The sequence below is a fragment of the Micromonospora avicenniae genome (assembly GCF_900156065.1).
Taxonomy (GTDB): domain Bacteria; phylum Actinomycetota; class Actinomycetes; order Mycobacteriales; family Micromonosporaceae; genus Micromonospora; species Micromonospora avicenniae.
Map to the genome: position 1 here is coordinate 165,425 of NZ_FTNF01000001.1, position 14,869 is coordinate 180,293.

At 73.6% G+C, this 14,869-nt stretch carries 15 protein-coding genes; 4 read left to right on the plus strand and 11 right to left on the minus strand.

The window, feature by feature from the left end; translation table 11 throughout:
• Nucleotides 1-3: 3 nt before the first annotated feature.
• Genes BXA10_RS00725 through tsaB form a run of 4 tightly spaced genes read right to left on the minus strand, consistent with a single transcriptional unit; the run spans nt 4 to nt 2,446 of the window.
• The gene (locus tag BXA10_RS00725) at nt 4-258 is read right to left on the minus strand and encodes a hypothetical protein (protein ID WP_076466604.1); all 255 of its coding nucleotides are present in this window, start codon (nt 256-258) and stop codon (nt 4-6) included.
• On the minus strand, nt 255-1,316 hold the full coding sequence (gene tsaD, locus BXA10_RS00730; protein ID WP_076466605.1) for a tRNA (adenosine(37)-N6)-threonylcarbamoyltransferase complex transferase subunit TsaD: 1,062 nt from the start codon (nt 1,314-1,316) through the stop codon (nt 255-257). The genes BXA10_RS00725 and tsaD overlap by 4 nt, the downstream gene beginning before the upstream one ends.
• A 3-nt stretch (nt 1,317-1,319) precedes the next feature.
• A complete protein-coding gene (gene rimI / locus BXA10_RS00735) occupies nt 1,320-1,772 on the minus strand; it encodes a ribosomal protein S18-alanine N-acetyltransferase (protein ID WP_076466606.1) in 453 nt (150 codons plus the stop codon).
• Nucleotides 1,769-2,446 carry a tRNA (adenosine(37)-N6)-threonylcarbamoyltransferase complex dimerization subunit type 1 TsaB gene (gene tsaB / locus BXA10_RS00740; RefSeq protein WP_076466607.1) on the minus strand — a complete coding sequence of 226 codons (678 nt, stop codon included), beginning with the start codon at nt 2,444-2,446 and terminating at the stop codon, nt 1,769-1,771. The genes rimI and tsaB overlap by 4 nt, the downstream gene beginning before the upstream one ends.
• 596 nt (nt 2,447-3,042) lie before the next feature.
• On the opposite strand from tsaB, the gene BXA10_RS00745 reads away from it, so the two are divergent.
• Nucleotides 3,043-3,741 carry a helix-turn-helix domain-containing protein gene (locus BXA10_RS00745; RefSeq protein WP_076467280.1) on the plus strand — a complete coding sequence of 233 codons (699 nt, stop codon included), beginning with the start codon at nt 3,043-3,045 and terminating at the stop codon, nt 3,739-3,741.
• Nucleotides 3,742-3,783: 42 nt separating this feature from the next.
• On the opposite strand, the gene ung is transcribed toward BXA10_RS00745, so the two are convergent.
• The 6 genes from ung to BXA10_RS00775 all read right to left on the minus strand — a co-directional run bounded on the left by ung (nt 3,784) and on the right by BXA10_RS00775 (nt 9,412).
• Nucleotides 3,784-4,482 carry a uracil-DNA glycosylase gene (gene ung, locus BXA10_RS00750; protein WP_084752060.1) on the minus strand — a complete coding sequence of 233 codons (699 nt, stop codon included), beginning with the start codon at nt 4,480-4,482 and terminating at the stop codon, nt 3,784-3,786.
• 106 nt (nt 4,483-4,588) lie between these two features.
• Nucleotides 4,589-5,077, minus strand: coding sequence for a tRNA (adenosine(37)-N6)-threonylcarbamoyltransferase complex ATPase subunit type 1 TsaE (gene tsaE, locus BXA10_RS00755; protein WP_076466609.1), 489 nt, complete (start codon nt 5,075-5,077; stop codon nt 4,589-4,591).
• Nucleotides 5,071-6,159, minus strand: a complete 1,089-nt coding sequence (locus tag BXA10_RS00760; protein ID WP_076466610.1) for an alpha/beta fold hydrolase — start codon at nt 6,157-6,159, stop codon at nt 5,071-5,073. Before BXA10_RS00760 ends, tsaE begins: the two co-directional genes overlap by 7 nt.
• A gap of 114 nt (nt 6,160-6,273) precedes the next feature.
• Nucleotides 6,274-7,392: an alanine racemase gene (gene alr / locus BXA10_RS00765; RefSeq protein ID WP_076466611.1), complete on the minus strand. Its 1,119-nt coding sequence runs from the start codon at nt 7,390-7,392 to the stop codon at nt 6,274-6,276.
• A 132-nt stretch (nt 7,393-7,524) separates the two neighbouring features.
• On the minus strand, nt 7,525-8,994 hold the full coding sequence (locus BXA10_RS00770) for an NAD(P)H-hydrate dehydratase (RefSeq protein WP_076466612.1): 1,470 nt from the start codon (nt 8,992-8,994) through the stop codon (nt 7,525-7,527).
• Between the two features lie 49 nt (nt 8,995-9,043).
• Nucleotides 9,044-9,412, minus strand: coding sequence for a holo-ACP synthase (locus tag BXA10_RS00775; protein ID WP_076466613.1), 369 nt, complete (start codon nt 9,410-9,412; stop codon nt 9,044-9,046).
• 176 nt (nt 9,413-9,588) lie between these two features.
• On the opposite strand from BXA10_RS00775, the gene BXA10_RS00780 reads away from it, so the two are divergent.
• Both BXA10_RS00780 and BXA10_RS00785 read left to right on the plus strand, forming a co-directional pair.
• Nucleotides 9,589-9,885 carry a type VII secretion target gene (locus BXA10_RS00780; RefSeq protein WP_076466614.1) on the plus strand — a complete coding sequence of 99 codons (297 nt, stop codon included), beginning with the start codon at nt 9,589-9,591 and terminating at the stop codon, nt 9,883-9,885.
• Complete coding sequence (locus BXA10_RS00785) at nt 9,882-11,474, plus strand: alpha/beta hydrolase (protein WP_076466615.1); 1,593 nt, start codon at nt 9,882-9,884, stop codon at nt 11,472-11,474. Before BXA10_RS00780 ends, BXA10_RS00785 begins: the two co-directional genes overlap by 4 nt.
• A 251-nt stretch (nt 11,475-11,725) precedes the next feature.
• On the opposite strand, the gene glmS is transcribed toward BXA10_RS00785, so the two are convergent.
• The gene (gene glmS / locus BXA10_RS00790) at nt 11,726-13,639 is read right to left on the minus strand and encodes a glutamine--fructose-6-phosphate transaminase (isomerizing) (RefSeq protein WP_076466616.1); all 1,914 of its coding nucleotides are present in this window, start codon (nt 13,637-13,639) and stop codon (nt 11,726-11,728) included.
• Nucleotides 13,640-14,324: 685 nt separating this feature from the next.
• Between glmS and BXA10_RS00795 the strand changes: the two genes are divergently transcribed.
• The gene (locus tag BXA10_RS00795) at nt 14,325-14,840 is read left to right on the plus strand and encodes an MmpS family transport accessory protein (RefSeq protein WP_139337856.1); all 516 of its coding nucleotides are present in this window, start codon (nt 14,325-14,327) and stop codon (nt 14,838-14,840) included.
• The last annotated feature ends 29 nt before the right edge of the window (nt 14,841-14,869 follow it).

Below are 14,869 nucleotides of genomic sequence, written 5' to 3' on the forward strand. Positions count from 1 at the left end.
TGATCAGCGATCGACCTGCGTGAAGTCCCACGAGTGCGGCGCCCGGGCGACCAGCATCGGCGGTGGGTCGGGTAGCGCTCTCGGGTCGCTGCGCCACTTCGAGATCACCACCAGACGGTGGTCGGTGGAGGAGAAGACCTCACTGGAGAGGTGACGCGGGTCGTGCTCGAACTCCGGCAGGGCCGTGTCGCAGACCCAGGTGATCAGGTCGGCGAGGCCGTACGGCTCCGCACGCGCCTCCCACATCCGGACGATCACTCCGCGCCCCCGGGAACGCTGACGACGGTCAGCGGCATGGCCGAGTCGGCGGGCAGGTCGAGCCGGCTGGGTGCCACCCCGGAGGCGACCAGGTGCGAGCCGAGCGCGGCGACCATCGCCCCGTTGTCGGTGCAGAGCCGGGGCCGGGGCACCCGGACCCGGATGCCGTACTTCTCGGCCCGGTGCTCGGCCATCGCCCGCAGCCGCGAGTTCGCCGCGACTCCCCCGCCGATCACCAGCGTGTCGATGCCGTTGGCGCGGCAGGCGTCCAGCGCCTTCGCCGTGAGGACGTCGCAGACCGCCTCCTGGAAGGAAGCCGCCACGTCGGCGACCGGCACCGGCTCGCCGGCCCGCTGACGGGCCTCCACCCAGCGCGCCACGGCGGTCTTCAAACCCGAGAAGGAGAAGTCGTAGCGGTGGGCGGCGAGGTCCTTGGCGGCGGTGAGCCCGCGCGGGAAACCGATCGACTCCGGGTCGCCGGCACGGGCTTCCCGGTCGATCGGCGGGCCACCGGGGAAGGGCAGCCCGAGCAGCCGCGCCACCTTGTCGAACGCCTCGCCGGCCGCGTCGTCGATGGTGGCGCCGAGCGGGGTGACCCCGCGGGCCAGGTCGTCGACGAGCAGCAGCGAGGAGTGCCCGCCGGAGACCAGCAGCGCGACCGCCGGCTCGGGCAGCGGTCCGTGCTCCAAGGTGTCGACGGCCACGTGCGCGGCGAGGTGGTTCACCCCGTAGACCGGCTTCTCGGCGGCGAGCGCGTACCCCTTGGCGGCGGCCACGCCGACCAGTAGCGCGCCGGCCAGCCCCGGACCGGAGGTGACGGCGATCGCGTCGATGTCGGCGATGGTCACGCCGGCCTCGGCCAGCGCCCGATCCATCGTCGGCACGATCGCCTCCAGGTGGGCCCGGCTCGCCACCTCGGGCACCACACCGCCGAACCGGGCGTGCTCCTCGACGCTGGAAGCGAGCGCGTCCGCGAGCAGGGTGTGCCCGCGGACGATCCCGACCCCGGTCTCGTCGCAGGAGGTCTCGATGCCGAGGATGAGGGGTTCGTCAGCCATGGGTCAGTCCTCGTTCCGCTGCATGACCAGCGCGTCCGTGTTACTCGATTGGTAGTAGCCGCGCCGGATGCCGACCGGCTCGAAGCCGTACATCGCGTAGAGCCGCTGGGCCGGGGCGTTGTCCGCCGCGACCTCGAGCAGGGTGCGTCGGGCACCGAGCCGGGCCGCCTCGGCGAGCAGGTCCTCGAGGAGGAGCCGGCCGATCCCCCGGCGCTGGACGTCCCGCCGTACCGCGATGTTCTGCACCCACGCCTCGTCGGGCGGTACCACGGTGAGCCCGGCGTAGCCGAGCAGATCACCGCCGTCGTCGGTGGCAACCCGGTAGTAGTGCCCGTTGGCCAGCTCGTTCCAGAACATCGCCGCCGACCACTGCTCGGCGCCGAACAGGTCCGCCTCGATCGGTAGCGCCCCGTCGATGTGCCACCAGCGGAACCGGCCGAGCCGGACCGTGCTCATGGCAGGACCGGCTTGCGGGCGACCGACGCCACGGCGTCCGGGCGGCGCAGGTAGAGCGGGGTGAGCCGTTCGCCGGGTGCGCCGGCGCGGATCCGTTCGCCGGCCAGCCGGGCCAGCGCGACCGGGTCCGGGTAGCGGGGCTCGGCGCGGACGGGCAGCCCCAGGACATCGCCGTACCGGTGCGCACCGTCACCCACCGCGACGGTGACCGCCAGATCACGGGCCCGCTCGGCGGCCACTGCGGGAGCGTCGACCTCCGGCCCCACGATCCGCTGGCCCGCGCCGTCGTAGATCGCCCAGTAGACCTCCTTGCGGCGCGCGTCGCTCACCGCCAGGACCGGCTCGCCTGCGGCCGCCGGGTGCCCAATGCCGTCCAGCGAGCAGACGCCGTACGTGGGGACGCCGAGCACCTGGCCCATGGTGGCGGCCGTGACCAGACCCACCCGCAGTCCGGTGAACGGCCCCGGGCCGAGCCCGGCGACGATCGCCGTGAGGTCGGCGGGGCGGGCGTCCGCCTCGGCGAGGACGGCGTCCACCTCAGGGGCGAGCAGTTCACCGTGCGCCCGGGCATCGACAGTGCACCGGTGCGCCCGCAACGCGACGCCGTCAGCCGAGACCTCGACGAGCGCCGCGGTCACCGCAGGGGTCGAGCTGTCCACCACGAGTACGAGCACGGTATGCAAGCCTAGCCGCCCGCCTCGTCACGCCAGGTGACGCCCCGCCCCGCCGGACACTGCCGGAAACGCGCCGTCGCTGGCCGCCTCGCGACCCACTGCCGGTCCCCCACAACCGCGCAGCCCGCTGCCGATGTCCCCCGGCGCCGCGCCGCCCGCTGCCGCATCCCCAGTGGCGGAACCGGGCGAGGCTTCGTGTCGTGGGGCCCTAGCCGCTACCGCGCTGCCCGCTTCCACATGCCCCATCCATTTGTCCTTGCCACCGCCCGGATCGTCGGCATTTCGCCACCGAGTCGTGGTCGTCGAGGGGGCACTACTCATGAGCCTGATACCTCAGAGGCATATTTATACCTCTGAGGTATCAGGCTCACTTGCAACACATGCTGCTGGGCGAGTGCAGCGGGCAGTCGGCTCGGGCCACGATCGGCGACGGCCAGTCGGCTCGCGCCGCGATCGGCGGCGGGGCCGGCGGAGAGCCGGTTGAGCCGGTTGAGGCGGTTGAGCCGGTTGAGCCGGTTGAGGCGCTCGAGCGGGTCGAGTCGGGTAGCTGCCTTTGCGGTACCGCTGCGGCGACGTCGTGCCTCACGATTTCCGCCATGTCGACCCGCCTGGTGAGGATCCTCGGCCGTACCGTGCGGCAGCAACGCGAGTCGCGCGCACTGACCCAGCGGCAGCTGGCCGACCTGGCCGGGGTCAGCCAGGCGTCCGTGGCACGTATCGAACGTGGCGACCGCACGCCGGGCCTGCCCCTGCTGGAGAGCCTGCTCGCCGCGATGAACGTGCAGCTCACGGTCGCGGTCGAGCCGCTCGACGCGCACCTCGACGCCGAACTGGCCCAGCTCGCCACCCGACCGGTGGCCGAGCTGATCGACCGCCTGAACCTGGACCGGCTGCTCGACCGGCTCGGCGACCTGCCCAACGTCGTCACCGGGGCGACCGCCGCGCTGCTGCAGGGGGCACCGCTACCGGTCGAGGCCCCGGAACTGGCGATCCGCTGGCGGGACTCCGCCCGCCTCACTCGCTGGCTGGAGTCTGCGTACGGGCAGCGGTGGAACGCCCGGTGGAGCGAGTTCGGCGGACTGCACCTGGAGCCCGAGGAACCCGGCGAGCATCGCTGGCGAACCCGGTACGGCGAGATCCGGGCCGTCATGTGCGACGAGTTGCCCGCCACCGTCGAGGTCCGGCACGGCGGACGGAGCTACCGAGTGGTGCCGCTGGTCGAGCTGGACGTGACCGATCCGCGCACGGCGACGTTGCTGCGCCGCTACCGCGAAAGGCACCCCAGCCGGACCTGACGACCGCCACCAGCGGCACCGTCCACCGATCGGGACGAATCGTCAGCCGGCGGACCGCTCCCAGTCGATGGTGGGGCGGCCGGCGTCGGCGAGAGCCTTGTTGGCCGCGCTGAACGGTCGGCTGCCGAGGAAGCCGCGCGGGTTCATCGGGCTGGGGTGGCCGGCCTCCAACACCACGTGTTGAGGGTTGCCGACCAGGGCTGCCTTCTTGCGCGCGTAGCCGCCCCAGAGCAGGAAGACCACCCGCTCGGGGAGCGCGTCGAGCGCCCGGATGGTGGCGTCGGTGAACTCCTCCCAGCCCTGGTTGGCGTGCGAGCCGGGGGTGGCCTGCCGGACGGTCAGCACACTGTTGAGCAGCAGCACACCCTGGGCCGCCCAGCCGGCGAGGTTGCCGCTGCGCGGCTTCGGCACACCGAGATCCTCACCGAACTCCTTGAAGACGTTGCGCAGCGACGGCGGGACGGTCACCCCCTCGCGGACGCTGAAGCTGAGCCCGTGGGCCTGTCCGGCCCGGTGGTACGGGTCCTGCCCGAGGATCAGCACCCGACACGCGTCCGGCGGGCAGAGCCGGTAGGCGGAGAAGAGGTCCTCCAGCGGCGGGAAGACGGTCTGGGTGGCGTACTCCCTGGCGACGAACTCGGCGAGCGCCGCGGTGCGGGCCGGGTCGAGGTGAGGGGTGAGCACGGCACGCCACTCCTCCGGCAGCAGCGCCAGCAGGTCGAGGGTGGGAACGTCAGCCATCGGCAACCTTTCGCAGTCGGTCGCAGTCTTCCTACCAGCCGCCCCCGACAGCGCCACACCCCTCCCGCCGATGTCTGCGGTGACGCTCGCAGATTCGGCTCCCCGGTCAGCCGAGACCGTCGAGGCGCTGCGCCCAGTCGCCGCCCACCGGCTCGAGTTCGACGATCCGGGTGTCGTCGTCACGACGGTCGATACGTACGCGCAGGTGCGCGTCGGTGAGCTGCTCGACCATGCCCTCGCCCCACTCGACCACGGTCACCGACTCGTCGACCGAGGCGTCCAGGTCCAGGTCGTCGATCTCGGCGCGCGGGTCCGCGGCGTCGCCCAGCCGGTACGCGTCGGCGTGCACCAGCGCCACCCGCCCGCCCCGGGCCGGATCCGGCTGGTGCACGCGGGCGATCACGAAAGTCGGCGAGGTGATCTCGCCTCGTACCCCGAGACCGGCGCCGATGCCCTGGGTAAGCGCCGTCTTACCGGCGCCCAGCGGACCGGTCAGCAGCACCAGGTCACCGGCGCGCAGCACCTCGGCCAACCGGCGGCCGAACTCCTGGGTGTCGGCGACGGTGGGCAGCTTCACGACTACCTTGTTCAACACTCCTCCAGGAACCTCGCCAACGCGGCGTTGACCTCGCCCGCGTGCTCCAGCATCACCACGTGCCCACTATCGGGGATCTTGACGAACTCGGCGTGCGGCAGCCGACGGACGATCTCCTCCGAGTGGGTCACCGGCGTGATCATGTCCTTGTCACCGACGACCACCAGCACCGGCGTGTCGGCCAGCGCGGCCAACGCCGGGTACCGGGAATGCGTGGCCAGCGTACGCAAATACCGGGTGACCGTGTCCGCCGAGGTACGCGAGTTCATCGTCTCCACGTACGACACGAGGGCCGGGCTGGGGTCGCGGCCACCGAAGCCGTACTTGCGGGTGAGCAACCACGCCACGTTCGAGGTCGACTTGCGGGCCTTGTCGATGACCGTGCCGCCGTAGCGGGTGGCGTTGCTCATCATGTAGAGCACCGGCCCGCCGACCCGGCCGAGCAGCGCCGGCGCCACCAGTTTGGTCTCGGCGAGCAGGCCGCCGGACGTGGCCATCAGCACGGTACCCACGACCCGGTCACCGAACATCTCCGGGAACAGTTCGGCGAAGGCCATGATGGTCATCCCGCCCATCGAGTGACCGACAAGCACCAGCGGCCCCTCCGGGGCGGTCCTGTCGATCACCCGGCGGAGGGTGCGGCCGAGCACGGCGAGGTCGTACTCGCCGGTCTCCAGCCTGCCGGAGCGGCCATGTCCGGGCTGGTCGTACGCGACCACCCGGTGCTCGCCCCGCTCGGTGAGCATCTTGCGCTGGAAGTAGAACGTCCCCATGTCCAGGCAGAAGCCGTGCACCAGGATCACCGTCGGACGGCGCGGCCTCGGCCGGGTCGGCTCGACGACCTCGACGTGGATGTCGGTGCCGTCCGGCAGCTCCAACTGAAACGCCTCGTCGTACGGTTGCTGGCCAAACGGCTCGTCGGCGTACGGGTCGGTCGAGCGGGACTTGAGCCGGCGGACCAGGACACGTTCGGTGGCGACGCCGGCCGCCAGGCCGGCGGCGGCGACACCCACCGCGGCACCGACCACCCCGGCGACCCGGCCCGCCGCGCTACGTGGCCGAGGAATGCGGTACGGACTCACGGTTTCACCCTGGTTCGCGACTGCGGGGCTCGCAGGACCGGCTCACTCCTCGCGCTCACGGTTTCACCCTGGTTCGCGACCGCGGGGCTCGCAGGACCGGCTCACTCCTCGCGCTCACGGCCGCTCGCCGTCGTAGACGCGCGGTACCCGGCTGCTACCGAACCGGGTGACGATCTCGTAGTTGATGGTGTCCACGGCCTCGGCCCAGTCGTCGGCGGTCGGTTCACCGTCGGCGCCGCTGCCGAACAGGGTCACCACGTCGCCGGCCGCCACCTCGTCGTCGCCGCAGTCGAGCACGAACTGGTCCATGCAGACCCGGCCCGAGATGGTTCTCCGCGTGCCGGCGAGGTGCACCGGACCGCAGTTGGAGGCGTGTCGGGGCACCCCGTCGGCGTAGCCGAGCGGCACCACTGCCAGGTTCGTCTCCCGGTCCGTGGTGTACGTGTGCCCGTACGAGACACCGGTGCCGGCCGGCACCCGCTTGGCGAGGATCACCCGGGCGCGGGCGGTCATCGCCGGGCGGAGGCCGAAGGTCTCCCCCGCCACCGGGGAGAGACCGTAGACGGCCAGCCCGGGCCGGACCAGGTCGAAGTGGGTGTCGGGCCGGGTCAGGGCGGCCGCCGAGTTGGCCAGGTGCCGGTAGCGGGGGCGCAGCCCCGCCTGCTCGGCCATGGCCAGCCCCTCGTGGAAGACGGCCAACTGCCGGTCGGTGGTCGGGTGGCCCGGCATGTCGGCGTAGACGAAGTGGCTCCACACCCCGACCACCTCGACCAACCCGTCGCTCTGCGCCTTGGCGGCGGCCTCGAGCAGGGCCGGCCAGTCCGCGACGGTCGCGCCGCCCCGGGACAGCCCGGTGTCGATCTTCAGGTGCAGCTGGGCCGGACGGTCGGCGCGTCGGCTCGCCTCGATCATCTCGTCGAGCTGCGGAAGGCTGGCGACGGCCAGGTCGACCCCGGCACCGATCCCCTCCTCCAGCGGCAGCCCGGGTGCCAGCAGCCAGGCCAGCACGGGCGCGGTGATCCCGGCCCGCCGCAGCGCGAGCGCCTCGTCGAGCGTGCAGACGCCGAGCCAGGAGGCTCCGCCGTCCAGCGACGCTCGGGCGGCCGGAACCATGCCGTGCCCGTACCCGTCGGCCTTCACCACCGCCATCACCTCGGCGGTGGTGCCGGACCGGAGCCGGCTCACGTTCTCACGGATCGCGTCAAGATCGACACGTACCTCGGCCTGCCACATGCGCCCAGCGTACTTTCCGCAGTGATCACGGCGCGGGCCGACGCTCACGTGCGTGACCAGTAACGTGTCGGCTGCTCAGGCATCCGCGCCGACGAAGGGCCGAGCCGGACGAGTCCACTCGGCGGGGGACGATCAGCTCAGCCGGGCGACCACCGGGCGGAGCGCGGCGGCCACGTCGGGCGCGGTCACCGGGCCGCCCCGGGCCGCCTCCCGGCCGGCCAGCCCGTGCAGGTACGCCGCCGCGGCCGCCGCCCGCTCCGCCGGCAGGCCACCGGCGAGCAGCGAGCCGAGCAGCCCCGCCAGCACGTCACCGGTGCCGCCGGTGGCCAGCACCGGCGTTCCGGTCGGGTTGACGTACGCCCGACCGTCGGGGGTGCCGATCACCGTCCGGTCCCCCTTGAGCAGCACCACGGCGTTCATCCAGGCGGCGAGCCGCAGCGTGGCCCCGACCCGGTCGGCACCCGGCGCCTCTCCGCAGAGCCGGGCGAACTCCCGGTCGTGCGGGGTGACCACGGTCGGGGCGTCCCGTTTGCGCAGGCTCTCGGCGAGGGAACCGTCGACGAGCAGGGTGAGCGCATCCGCGTCGAGCACCACCGGCACCGGCGCGGCGAGCACGGCGCGCAACTCGGCGGCGGCGTCCTCGCCGGTGCCCAGCCCGGAGCCGCACACCCACGCCTGCACCCGACCGGCGTCGGCGACCTTCCCGGTGGCGATCACGGACGGGTGCTGGTGCAGCACCTCGGCCCGGGCGCCGCCGGCGTAGCGCACCATGCCGGTCGGCCCGGCCAGCGCCCCGCCGACGGAGAGCACCGCCGCGCCCGGGTACGTCGACGAGCCGGTGGCCACCCCGACCACGCCCCGGGTGTACTTCTCCGAGGCCGCGCCGAGCGTCGGCCACCACCGCACCATGTCCGACCACTCGGTCACCCGCAACGACGGCGTGCCCCGCAGCCAGGGCGCAAGCCCGATGTCGACCAGCTCGACCTCACCGGCGAGCGGGGCGGCCGGGCCCACCACCAGCGCGGTCTTCAGCGCACCGAAGGTCACCGTCACGTCGGCGCGGACCGCGTTCGGCCGACCGGAGGCGGTCAGCGGCACGTCACCCGTGTCGACGGCGACCCCGCTGGGCACGTCGACGGCCACCACGGTGGCTCGTACCCCGTCGCGCCCGCAGCAGCCGGCCAGGCTGGCGGCCAACTGCTCGGCGGTCTCCCGAAGGCCGCCGGTGCCGCCGATGCCGACTATGCCGTCCAGTACCAGGTCGAGCACGGCCGGCGGCCGGTCGACGATCCGCCCGCCCGCCGCGCGCAGCGCGGCGAGCCCTTCGGCGTGCGCCCGGCCAGGAGTGAGCAGCAGGGCCGACACGGCCGCGCCGCGGCGGGCCAGGTGGGCGCCGGCGAAGAGCGCGTCGCCGCCGTTGTCCCCCGAACCGACCAGCAGCAACACCCGGGCGCCGTAGACACCGCCCCGGTCGGTGAGGATCAGCGCGCACCGCCGGGCCAGCCCGGCGGCCGCGCGCTGCATGAGCGTTCCGGGCGGAAGCGTGGCCATCAGGCCGGCCTCCGCCGCGCGTACGTCCGCCACCCGCCACACCGGTCTCATGGCACCGCTCCCGTCCCACGTCCCGGGCCGCCCCGCGGCCCGGCCGATCTCAGCGTTCCGCGACCACCATCGCCGACGCGATCCCGCCGTCGTGGGACAGCGAGAGGTGCCAGCGACTGATTCCGCGCTCGACCGCCGCCGCGGCCACCGTGCCGGAGACGGTCAGCCAGGGTCGGCCGTCCGGATCCGGCACGATCTCGCAGTCGTGCCAGCTCAGGCCGGCCGGTGCGCCGAGCGCCTTGGCCACCGCCTCCTTCGCCGCGAACCGCGCGGCGAGGGACTCGGGCAAGCGCGGACCACCCGAGCGGGTGTACCGCTCGGCCTCGGTGAAGAGCCGCTCGGCGAGCAGCGGCGTCCGCTCCAGCGCCCGGGCGAACCGGTCGACCAGCACGACGTCGATGCCGACAGCGACGATCACCAGTTCACCCTACCGGCGCGGGGGCCGCGCACATTAGCCGCTGACCACCCGTCGGGCAACGCCTGTGGACGACCCGGGCGTACGCCCACCGCACGCCGTCCACAGGCCACCCGGCGAACGCTTCAGGCGCCTAGCGTCGTGCTGTCGATGTCGATCCATGCAGGGGGGGTGCGGGGATGGCCGATGAGCCGTTCACGGTCCGGCCGGAGGTGCTGCGCGAGACGGCCCGGGCACTGGCGGACAACGCGTACCGGCTGGCGCACGGGCTGGCCGGCACGCCAGGGCTGACCGTGACTGCTCCTGGCTGGTCGACGGCCGCCGCGCTGGGCGCGCTGGAGACGGCGGTGCACGGCTGGTTCGGTCGGCTCGGCGGCCGGGTGGCCGAGACGGCCGGATCGGTCCGAGCCTCCGTCGACGCCTACCACGCCGTCGATGACCGGGCGGCCCGCCGGCTCGCCACGGTGCCTCGATGACCACCGTCGGATACGCCCAGTTGTGGAGAGCCGACCCGGGCGCGTGGCGTGCCGCCGGTGCGGGGTGGGCCGGGCTGACGGCGCTGGTCGATCGCCGTGCGGCGGAGCTGGGTGGGCGGGGCACGGCGATGGCTGCGGGGTGGTCCGGCGCGGCGGCGACGGCAGCCAACGCCCGGATGAGCGGGATCGGCACCGACCTGGCCTCGGTACGGCCCGCTCTGGTCGAGGCCGACCAGGCGCTCGCCGAGTTCGCGGCACGGATCTCAGCCGCCAAGGGGCAGTTGGCCGCTGCGGTGGCCCTGGCGGACGCCGCCGGGCTGGCCGTCGATCGGGACGGGCGGGTGGGCGCGGATCCGGCCCGGTCGCGGCCGAGCGAGCGGGACGGCCCGGCCGCAGCCCGGGTGGCAGCGGCGCTGCGGACGGCGCTCGACGTGGCCGGGGCCGCCGACCGGGCGACCGCGGCGAAGCTGGCCGAGCTCGCGGCGGCCGCCTCGGCGGGCTGGCAGGAGCCGCCCCCACCAGGGCGGCCCGGGCCGTACGCCGACCCGGCTCTCGTACGCGCGTGGTGGGCGGAGCTGACGCCGGCCCAACGGCGCTGGCTGGTGGCGCATGAGGCGGCGCTGGTCGGCCGGCTGGACGGGGTGCCGGTGACCGCCCGTGACCAGGCCAACCGGCTGCTCCTCGGCGTTCATCGCGCGGAGCTGCTCGCGCAGCGGGAGCAGCTGCTGGCCCGGATGCCACCGGCCCCGGTCGAGGCGGTCCGGTCGCACTGGCTCGCCGGTCGGCTGGCCGGCCTGGATTCGCTCACCGACCGGCTGACCGGGGCGGCGGGGCCACGCGCGTACCTGCTCGGGCTGGATCCGGCCGGTGAAGGGCGGGTGGTCGTCGCGCTCGGCGACCCGGACCATTCCGACCGGGTGCTGACGTACGTGCCGGGGATGACCGCCGGTCTCGACGACGCACCCGGCGAGCTCGGCCGGGCGGGGCGGGTGCTGGGCCGCTGCGCCGAGCTGGCCCCGGGCGAGCGGAGCGCGGCCGTGCTCTGGTTGGACTACGACGCCCCGGATTTCCTGCACGAGGCGGTCACGGCCGGCCAGGCCCGGGACGCCGGCCCGGCGTTGCACCGTTTCCAGGAGGGGCTGCGGACCACCCACGAGGGCCCACCTGCCCGGCAGACCGTGCTCGGGCACAGCTATGGGTCCCTCGTGGTGGGCACGGCCGCCCGGGAGCATGGTCTGGCCGCCGACGCTCTCGTCTTCGTCGGCTCACCGGGAGTGGGCGTGGAGCATGCCGCCGAGCTGCGCGTACCGCCCGATGAGGTCTGGGCGAGCAGCGCCTCGGACGACGTGATCCGGCTGGCCCGCTCGCCGGACGAACTGGCCCGGCGCACCCTTTTCAACGCGTCGCCGTTGGCCGCTGCACTCGGGTGGCCGGCGCACAGCGGGCACGAGCTGTGGTTCGGCCGGGACCCGGCCACGCCCGGCTTCGGTGGGCGGGTCTTCCCCAGCGGTCGGCACGGCCACACCGGCTACTGGGACGCGGACAATCCGGCGCTGGACGGCATGGCCCGCATCGTGCTCGGCCGCTGACGGCCGGGCCCGGGGCCGGACGGGCGGGCGCTGGGCGCGGACCGGCCGGACACGGGCCCGCAGGGCCGGTGTGGACATGGAGGCGCGGGGCCGGGCGGGGACGCGACCCCCTGCCAGGACGGCCGGAGCGGGCCACGGCTGGCCAGAACGGCCGGGGCTGGGCCGCGGTCGGATGCCGTGGCCCAGGCCGCCGGAGAAGACCGAGCCCCGGTCGCCGGTCGTGGCGGCCGGGGCCGGACGGGTCGTCGGGGCTACTCGACGGTGACCGACTTCGCGAGGTTGCGCGGCTGGTCGACGTCGTGTCCACGGGCGGCGGCGATCTCGGCCGCGAGCACCTGCAGTGGCACGGTGGTGACCAGCGGAGAGAGCAGGGTGGGCGTACGCGGCACGTAGATCAGGTGATCTGCGTAGCGGACGACCGCCTCGTCCCCCTCCTCCGCGATCACGATGGTCCGGGCGCCTCGGGCGCGTACCTCCTGGATGTTGGAGACGACCTTGTCGTGCAGCACACCCCGGCCGGCCGGTGACGGCACCACGCAGACCACCGGGGTGCCCTTGTCGATGAGCGAGATCGGTCCGTGCTTCAGCTCACCGGCGGCGAAGCCCTCGGCGTGCATGTAAGCCAGCTCCTTGAGCTTGAGCGCACCCTCCAGGGCGACCGGGTAGCCGACGTGGCGGCCGATGAAGAGGATGGTCGGCTCGGACTTCAGGTCGCGGGCCAGCTCGCGCACCGGCTCGATGCGTTCGAGCAGCTCACGCAGCTTGGCCGGGACGTCCTGGAGCTGGGCGACCACCGCTGCGACCTCGTCGGCGAACTTGATGCCGCGCACCTGGGCCAGGTGCAGGCCGATCAGGTAGCAGGCGACGACCTGGGTGAGGAACGCCTTGGTGGAGGCGACGGCGATCTCCGGCCCGCCGTGGGTGTAGAGCACCGCGTCGGACTCGCGCGGAATGGTCGAACCGTTGGTGTTGCAGATCGCCAGCACGCGGGCCTTCTGCTCCTTGGCGTGGCGCAGCGCCATCAGCGTGTCCATCGTCTCGCCCGACTGCGAGATCACGACGATCAGCGTGGACCGGTCGAGCACCGGGTCGCGGTAGCGGAACTCGCTGGCCAGCTCCACCTCGCAGGGGATCCGGGTCCAGTGCTCGATGGCGTACTTGGCGACCAGGCCGGCGTGGTACGAGGTGCCGCAGGCCACGATGAAGATCTTGTCGACGTCCCGCAGATCCTGGTCGCTGAGGCGGACCTCGTCCAGCGCGATCTCGCCGGACTCGGTGAGCCGGCCGAGCAGGGTGTCGGCGACCGCCTGGGGCTGCTCCTCGATCTCCTTGAGCATGAACCAGTCGTAGCCACCCTTCTCGGCGGCCGACGAGTCCCAGTCGATGTGGAAGTCCTTGCCGGCCGCGGGCTGGCCGTCGAAGTCGGTGATCTCGATCGTGTCGCCCGTGATCAGGACGATCTGGTCCTGACCCAGTTCAACCGCGTCACGGGTGTGCTCGATGAACGCGGCGACGTCGGAGGCGAGGTAGTTCTCCCCCTGGCCCCGGCCCACCACCAGCGGGGAGTTGCGCCGCGCCCCGACCACGGCGCCGGGTACGCCCGCGTCGACGGCGAGCAGGGTGAACGCGCCCTCCAGCCGCTGGCAGACCACCCGCATGGCGGCGGCGAGCAGCTGCGGACCGTTCGCGTGACCGGCCGCGCGGAGATCGGCCAGGGCGGCGGCGAGCAGGTGGGCCGCACACTCGGTGTCGGTGTCGCTGTGGAACTGGACGCCGTCGGCCTCCAGCTCGGCGCGGAGCTTCGCGAAGTTCTCGATGATGCCGTTGTGGATCACGGCGACCCGGCCGTCCGGAGCTACGTGCGGGTGCGCGTTGCGGTCGGTGGGACCGCCGTGGGTGGCCCAGCGGGTGTGCCCGATGGCGGTGGTGCCGTCACCGATGCCGATCGGGCTGGCCGCGCAGGACGTGGGATCTTCGGCGGCGCGCTCGGAGAGCACCTTCTCCAGGTTGGCCAGCTTGCCGGCCTTCTTCTCCGTCAGCAGCTCCCCGTCGCACACGACGGCGACGCCTGCCGAGTCGTAGCCGCGGTACTCCAGCCGCCGCAGCCCGTCGAGCACGATGCCGAGCGCCGGCCGCGCGCCGGCGTAACCCACGATTCCACACATGGTCCGCAGCCTAACCCAGTTTCGCTCATCGCGCGTGCGCGAAAGCCCGGTTATCGAACACTGAACTTGAGCGAACAGTCGAGCCGAGACGACGACCGGGCTGACTGGCTGCCCGGACGTGCCGCGACACGAACGTTCACCGCCCCCGCCTACCCGTACATCGAGGGCCGCAACCGGCGGACGGGCCACTACCTGACCGGGCAGCGGCCCTTCGTGCGCGGCCCGCGCCGCATCCGTGCCCGGAGCGGACCGGATGTCCGCGGTGTCTCCTCCCGACCTCGCCAGGCCGGGCACGGACGCTGGGACGGGTAGACACGGACACCTCGCAAACCCCGCCCGCCCGGAACCGAACGGCCGGATCGCCCGTAGGCTGGCGGGCCCGACCGACGGCTGGTCACCGACGCGAACTGGAGAAGCCATGTCCGACGGGCCACCGCCCTCCGATCCGTCGCCACGCGTTCCGCAACCGGACCCCGGACCCTGGGCGCCACTCGATCCACCGCCGGCCCGGCAACCCGCCGCGCCGGCGGACCTCTGGCTTCCGACCGCTCCGGCCCATCCGCCGTTCCCGGCGGCCGACGCCACGTCGGCGCCGACCCCCGAGGTCCACGCCGGCCACGCGGACCCGACCACCGGCGACGGGCGGCGGCCCGACCGTGCGGCCGGCGGCCGGCGGACCCGGCGGATGGTCGGCGCGATCCTCGTCACGGCGCTCCTCCTCGGTGGCGGGGTCACCCTCGGCTCGCGCCTGCTCGACCACCCCGGCGACCAGGTTGAGGCTGGCCCGATCGCCGACGACCTGTCGCAGGACGGCGGGGACGACGGCTGGGACGAAGACGGCGGTGACGACGGCGGGGGCGAAGACGGCCAGGCCGCCGAGGCCACCTCGGCGCCGACGCCCAGTCCCGCCACCACCCCGTCCAATGGGCCCGGTCGGATCTCCGTGGTCTACGAGGTGACTGGCAAAGGGCGGGCCGACATCCTGTACAACGACGCGAACGGTATGCACGTCTGGCTGGACAGGGTGCCGTTGCCATGGAAGAGAAGCATCCGCGCCGATCGCCGTGACCAGGTGATGCTGCAGGCCAACAAGACGGCCGGCAGCGGGGATACGCTCAGATGCTCGGTGCGCGTCGACGGTGGCGCCCCGGTGACGGAGAAGATCGGCGCCACGGGCTGGCGGGCGAGCTGCTCCGGCTGAGCGGCCGGTTGTACCGGCGGCGGCGGGTC

Excerpts from the sequence above, each read along its gene's own strand:
- tsaD (WP_076466605.1), bottom strand. The coding sequence starts at position 1,316 with ATGGCTGACGAACCCCTCATCCTCGGCATCGAGACCTCCTGCGACGAG.
- rimI (WP_076466606.1), bottom strand. The coding sequence starts at position 1,772 with ATGAGCACGGTCCGGCTCGGCCGGTTCCGCTGGTGGCACATCGACGGG.
- BXA10_RS00745 (WP_076467280.1), top strand. The coding sequence starts at position 3,043 with ATGTCGACCCGCCTGGTGAGGATCCTCGGCCGTACCGTGCGGCAGCAA.
- ung (WP_084752060.1), bottom strand. The coding sequence starts at position 4,482 with ATGGCTGACGTTCCCACCCTCGACCTGCTGGCGCTGCTGCCGGAGGAG.
- alr (WP_076466611.1), bottom strand. The coding sequence starts at position 7,392 with ATGTGGCAGGCCGAGGTACGTGTCGATCTTGACGCGATCCGTGAGAAC.
- BXA10_RS00770 (WP_076466612.1), bottom strand. The coding sequence starts at position 8,994 with ATGAGACCGGTGTGGCGGGTGGCGGACGTACGCGCGGCGGAGGCCGGC.
- BXA10_RS00780 (WP_076466614.1), top strand. The coding sequence starts at position 9,589 with ATGGCCGATGAGCCGTTCACGGTCCGGCCGGAGGTGCTGCGCGAGACG.
- BXA10_RS00785 (WP_076466615.1), top strand. The coding sequence starts at position 9,882 with ATGACCACCGTCGGATACGCCCAGTTGTGGAGAGCCGACCCGGGCGCG.
- glmS (WP_076466616.1), bottom strand. The coding sequence starts at position 13,639 with ATGTGTGGAATCGTGGGTTACGCCGGCGCGCGGCCGGCGCTCGGCATC.
- BXA10_RS00795 (WP_139337856.1), top strand. The coding sequence starts at position 14,325 with ATGGTCGGCGCGATCCTCGTCACGGCGCTCCTCCTCGGTGGCGGGGTC.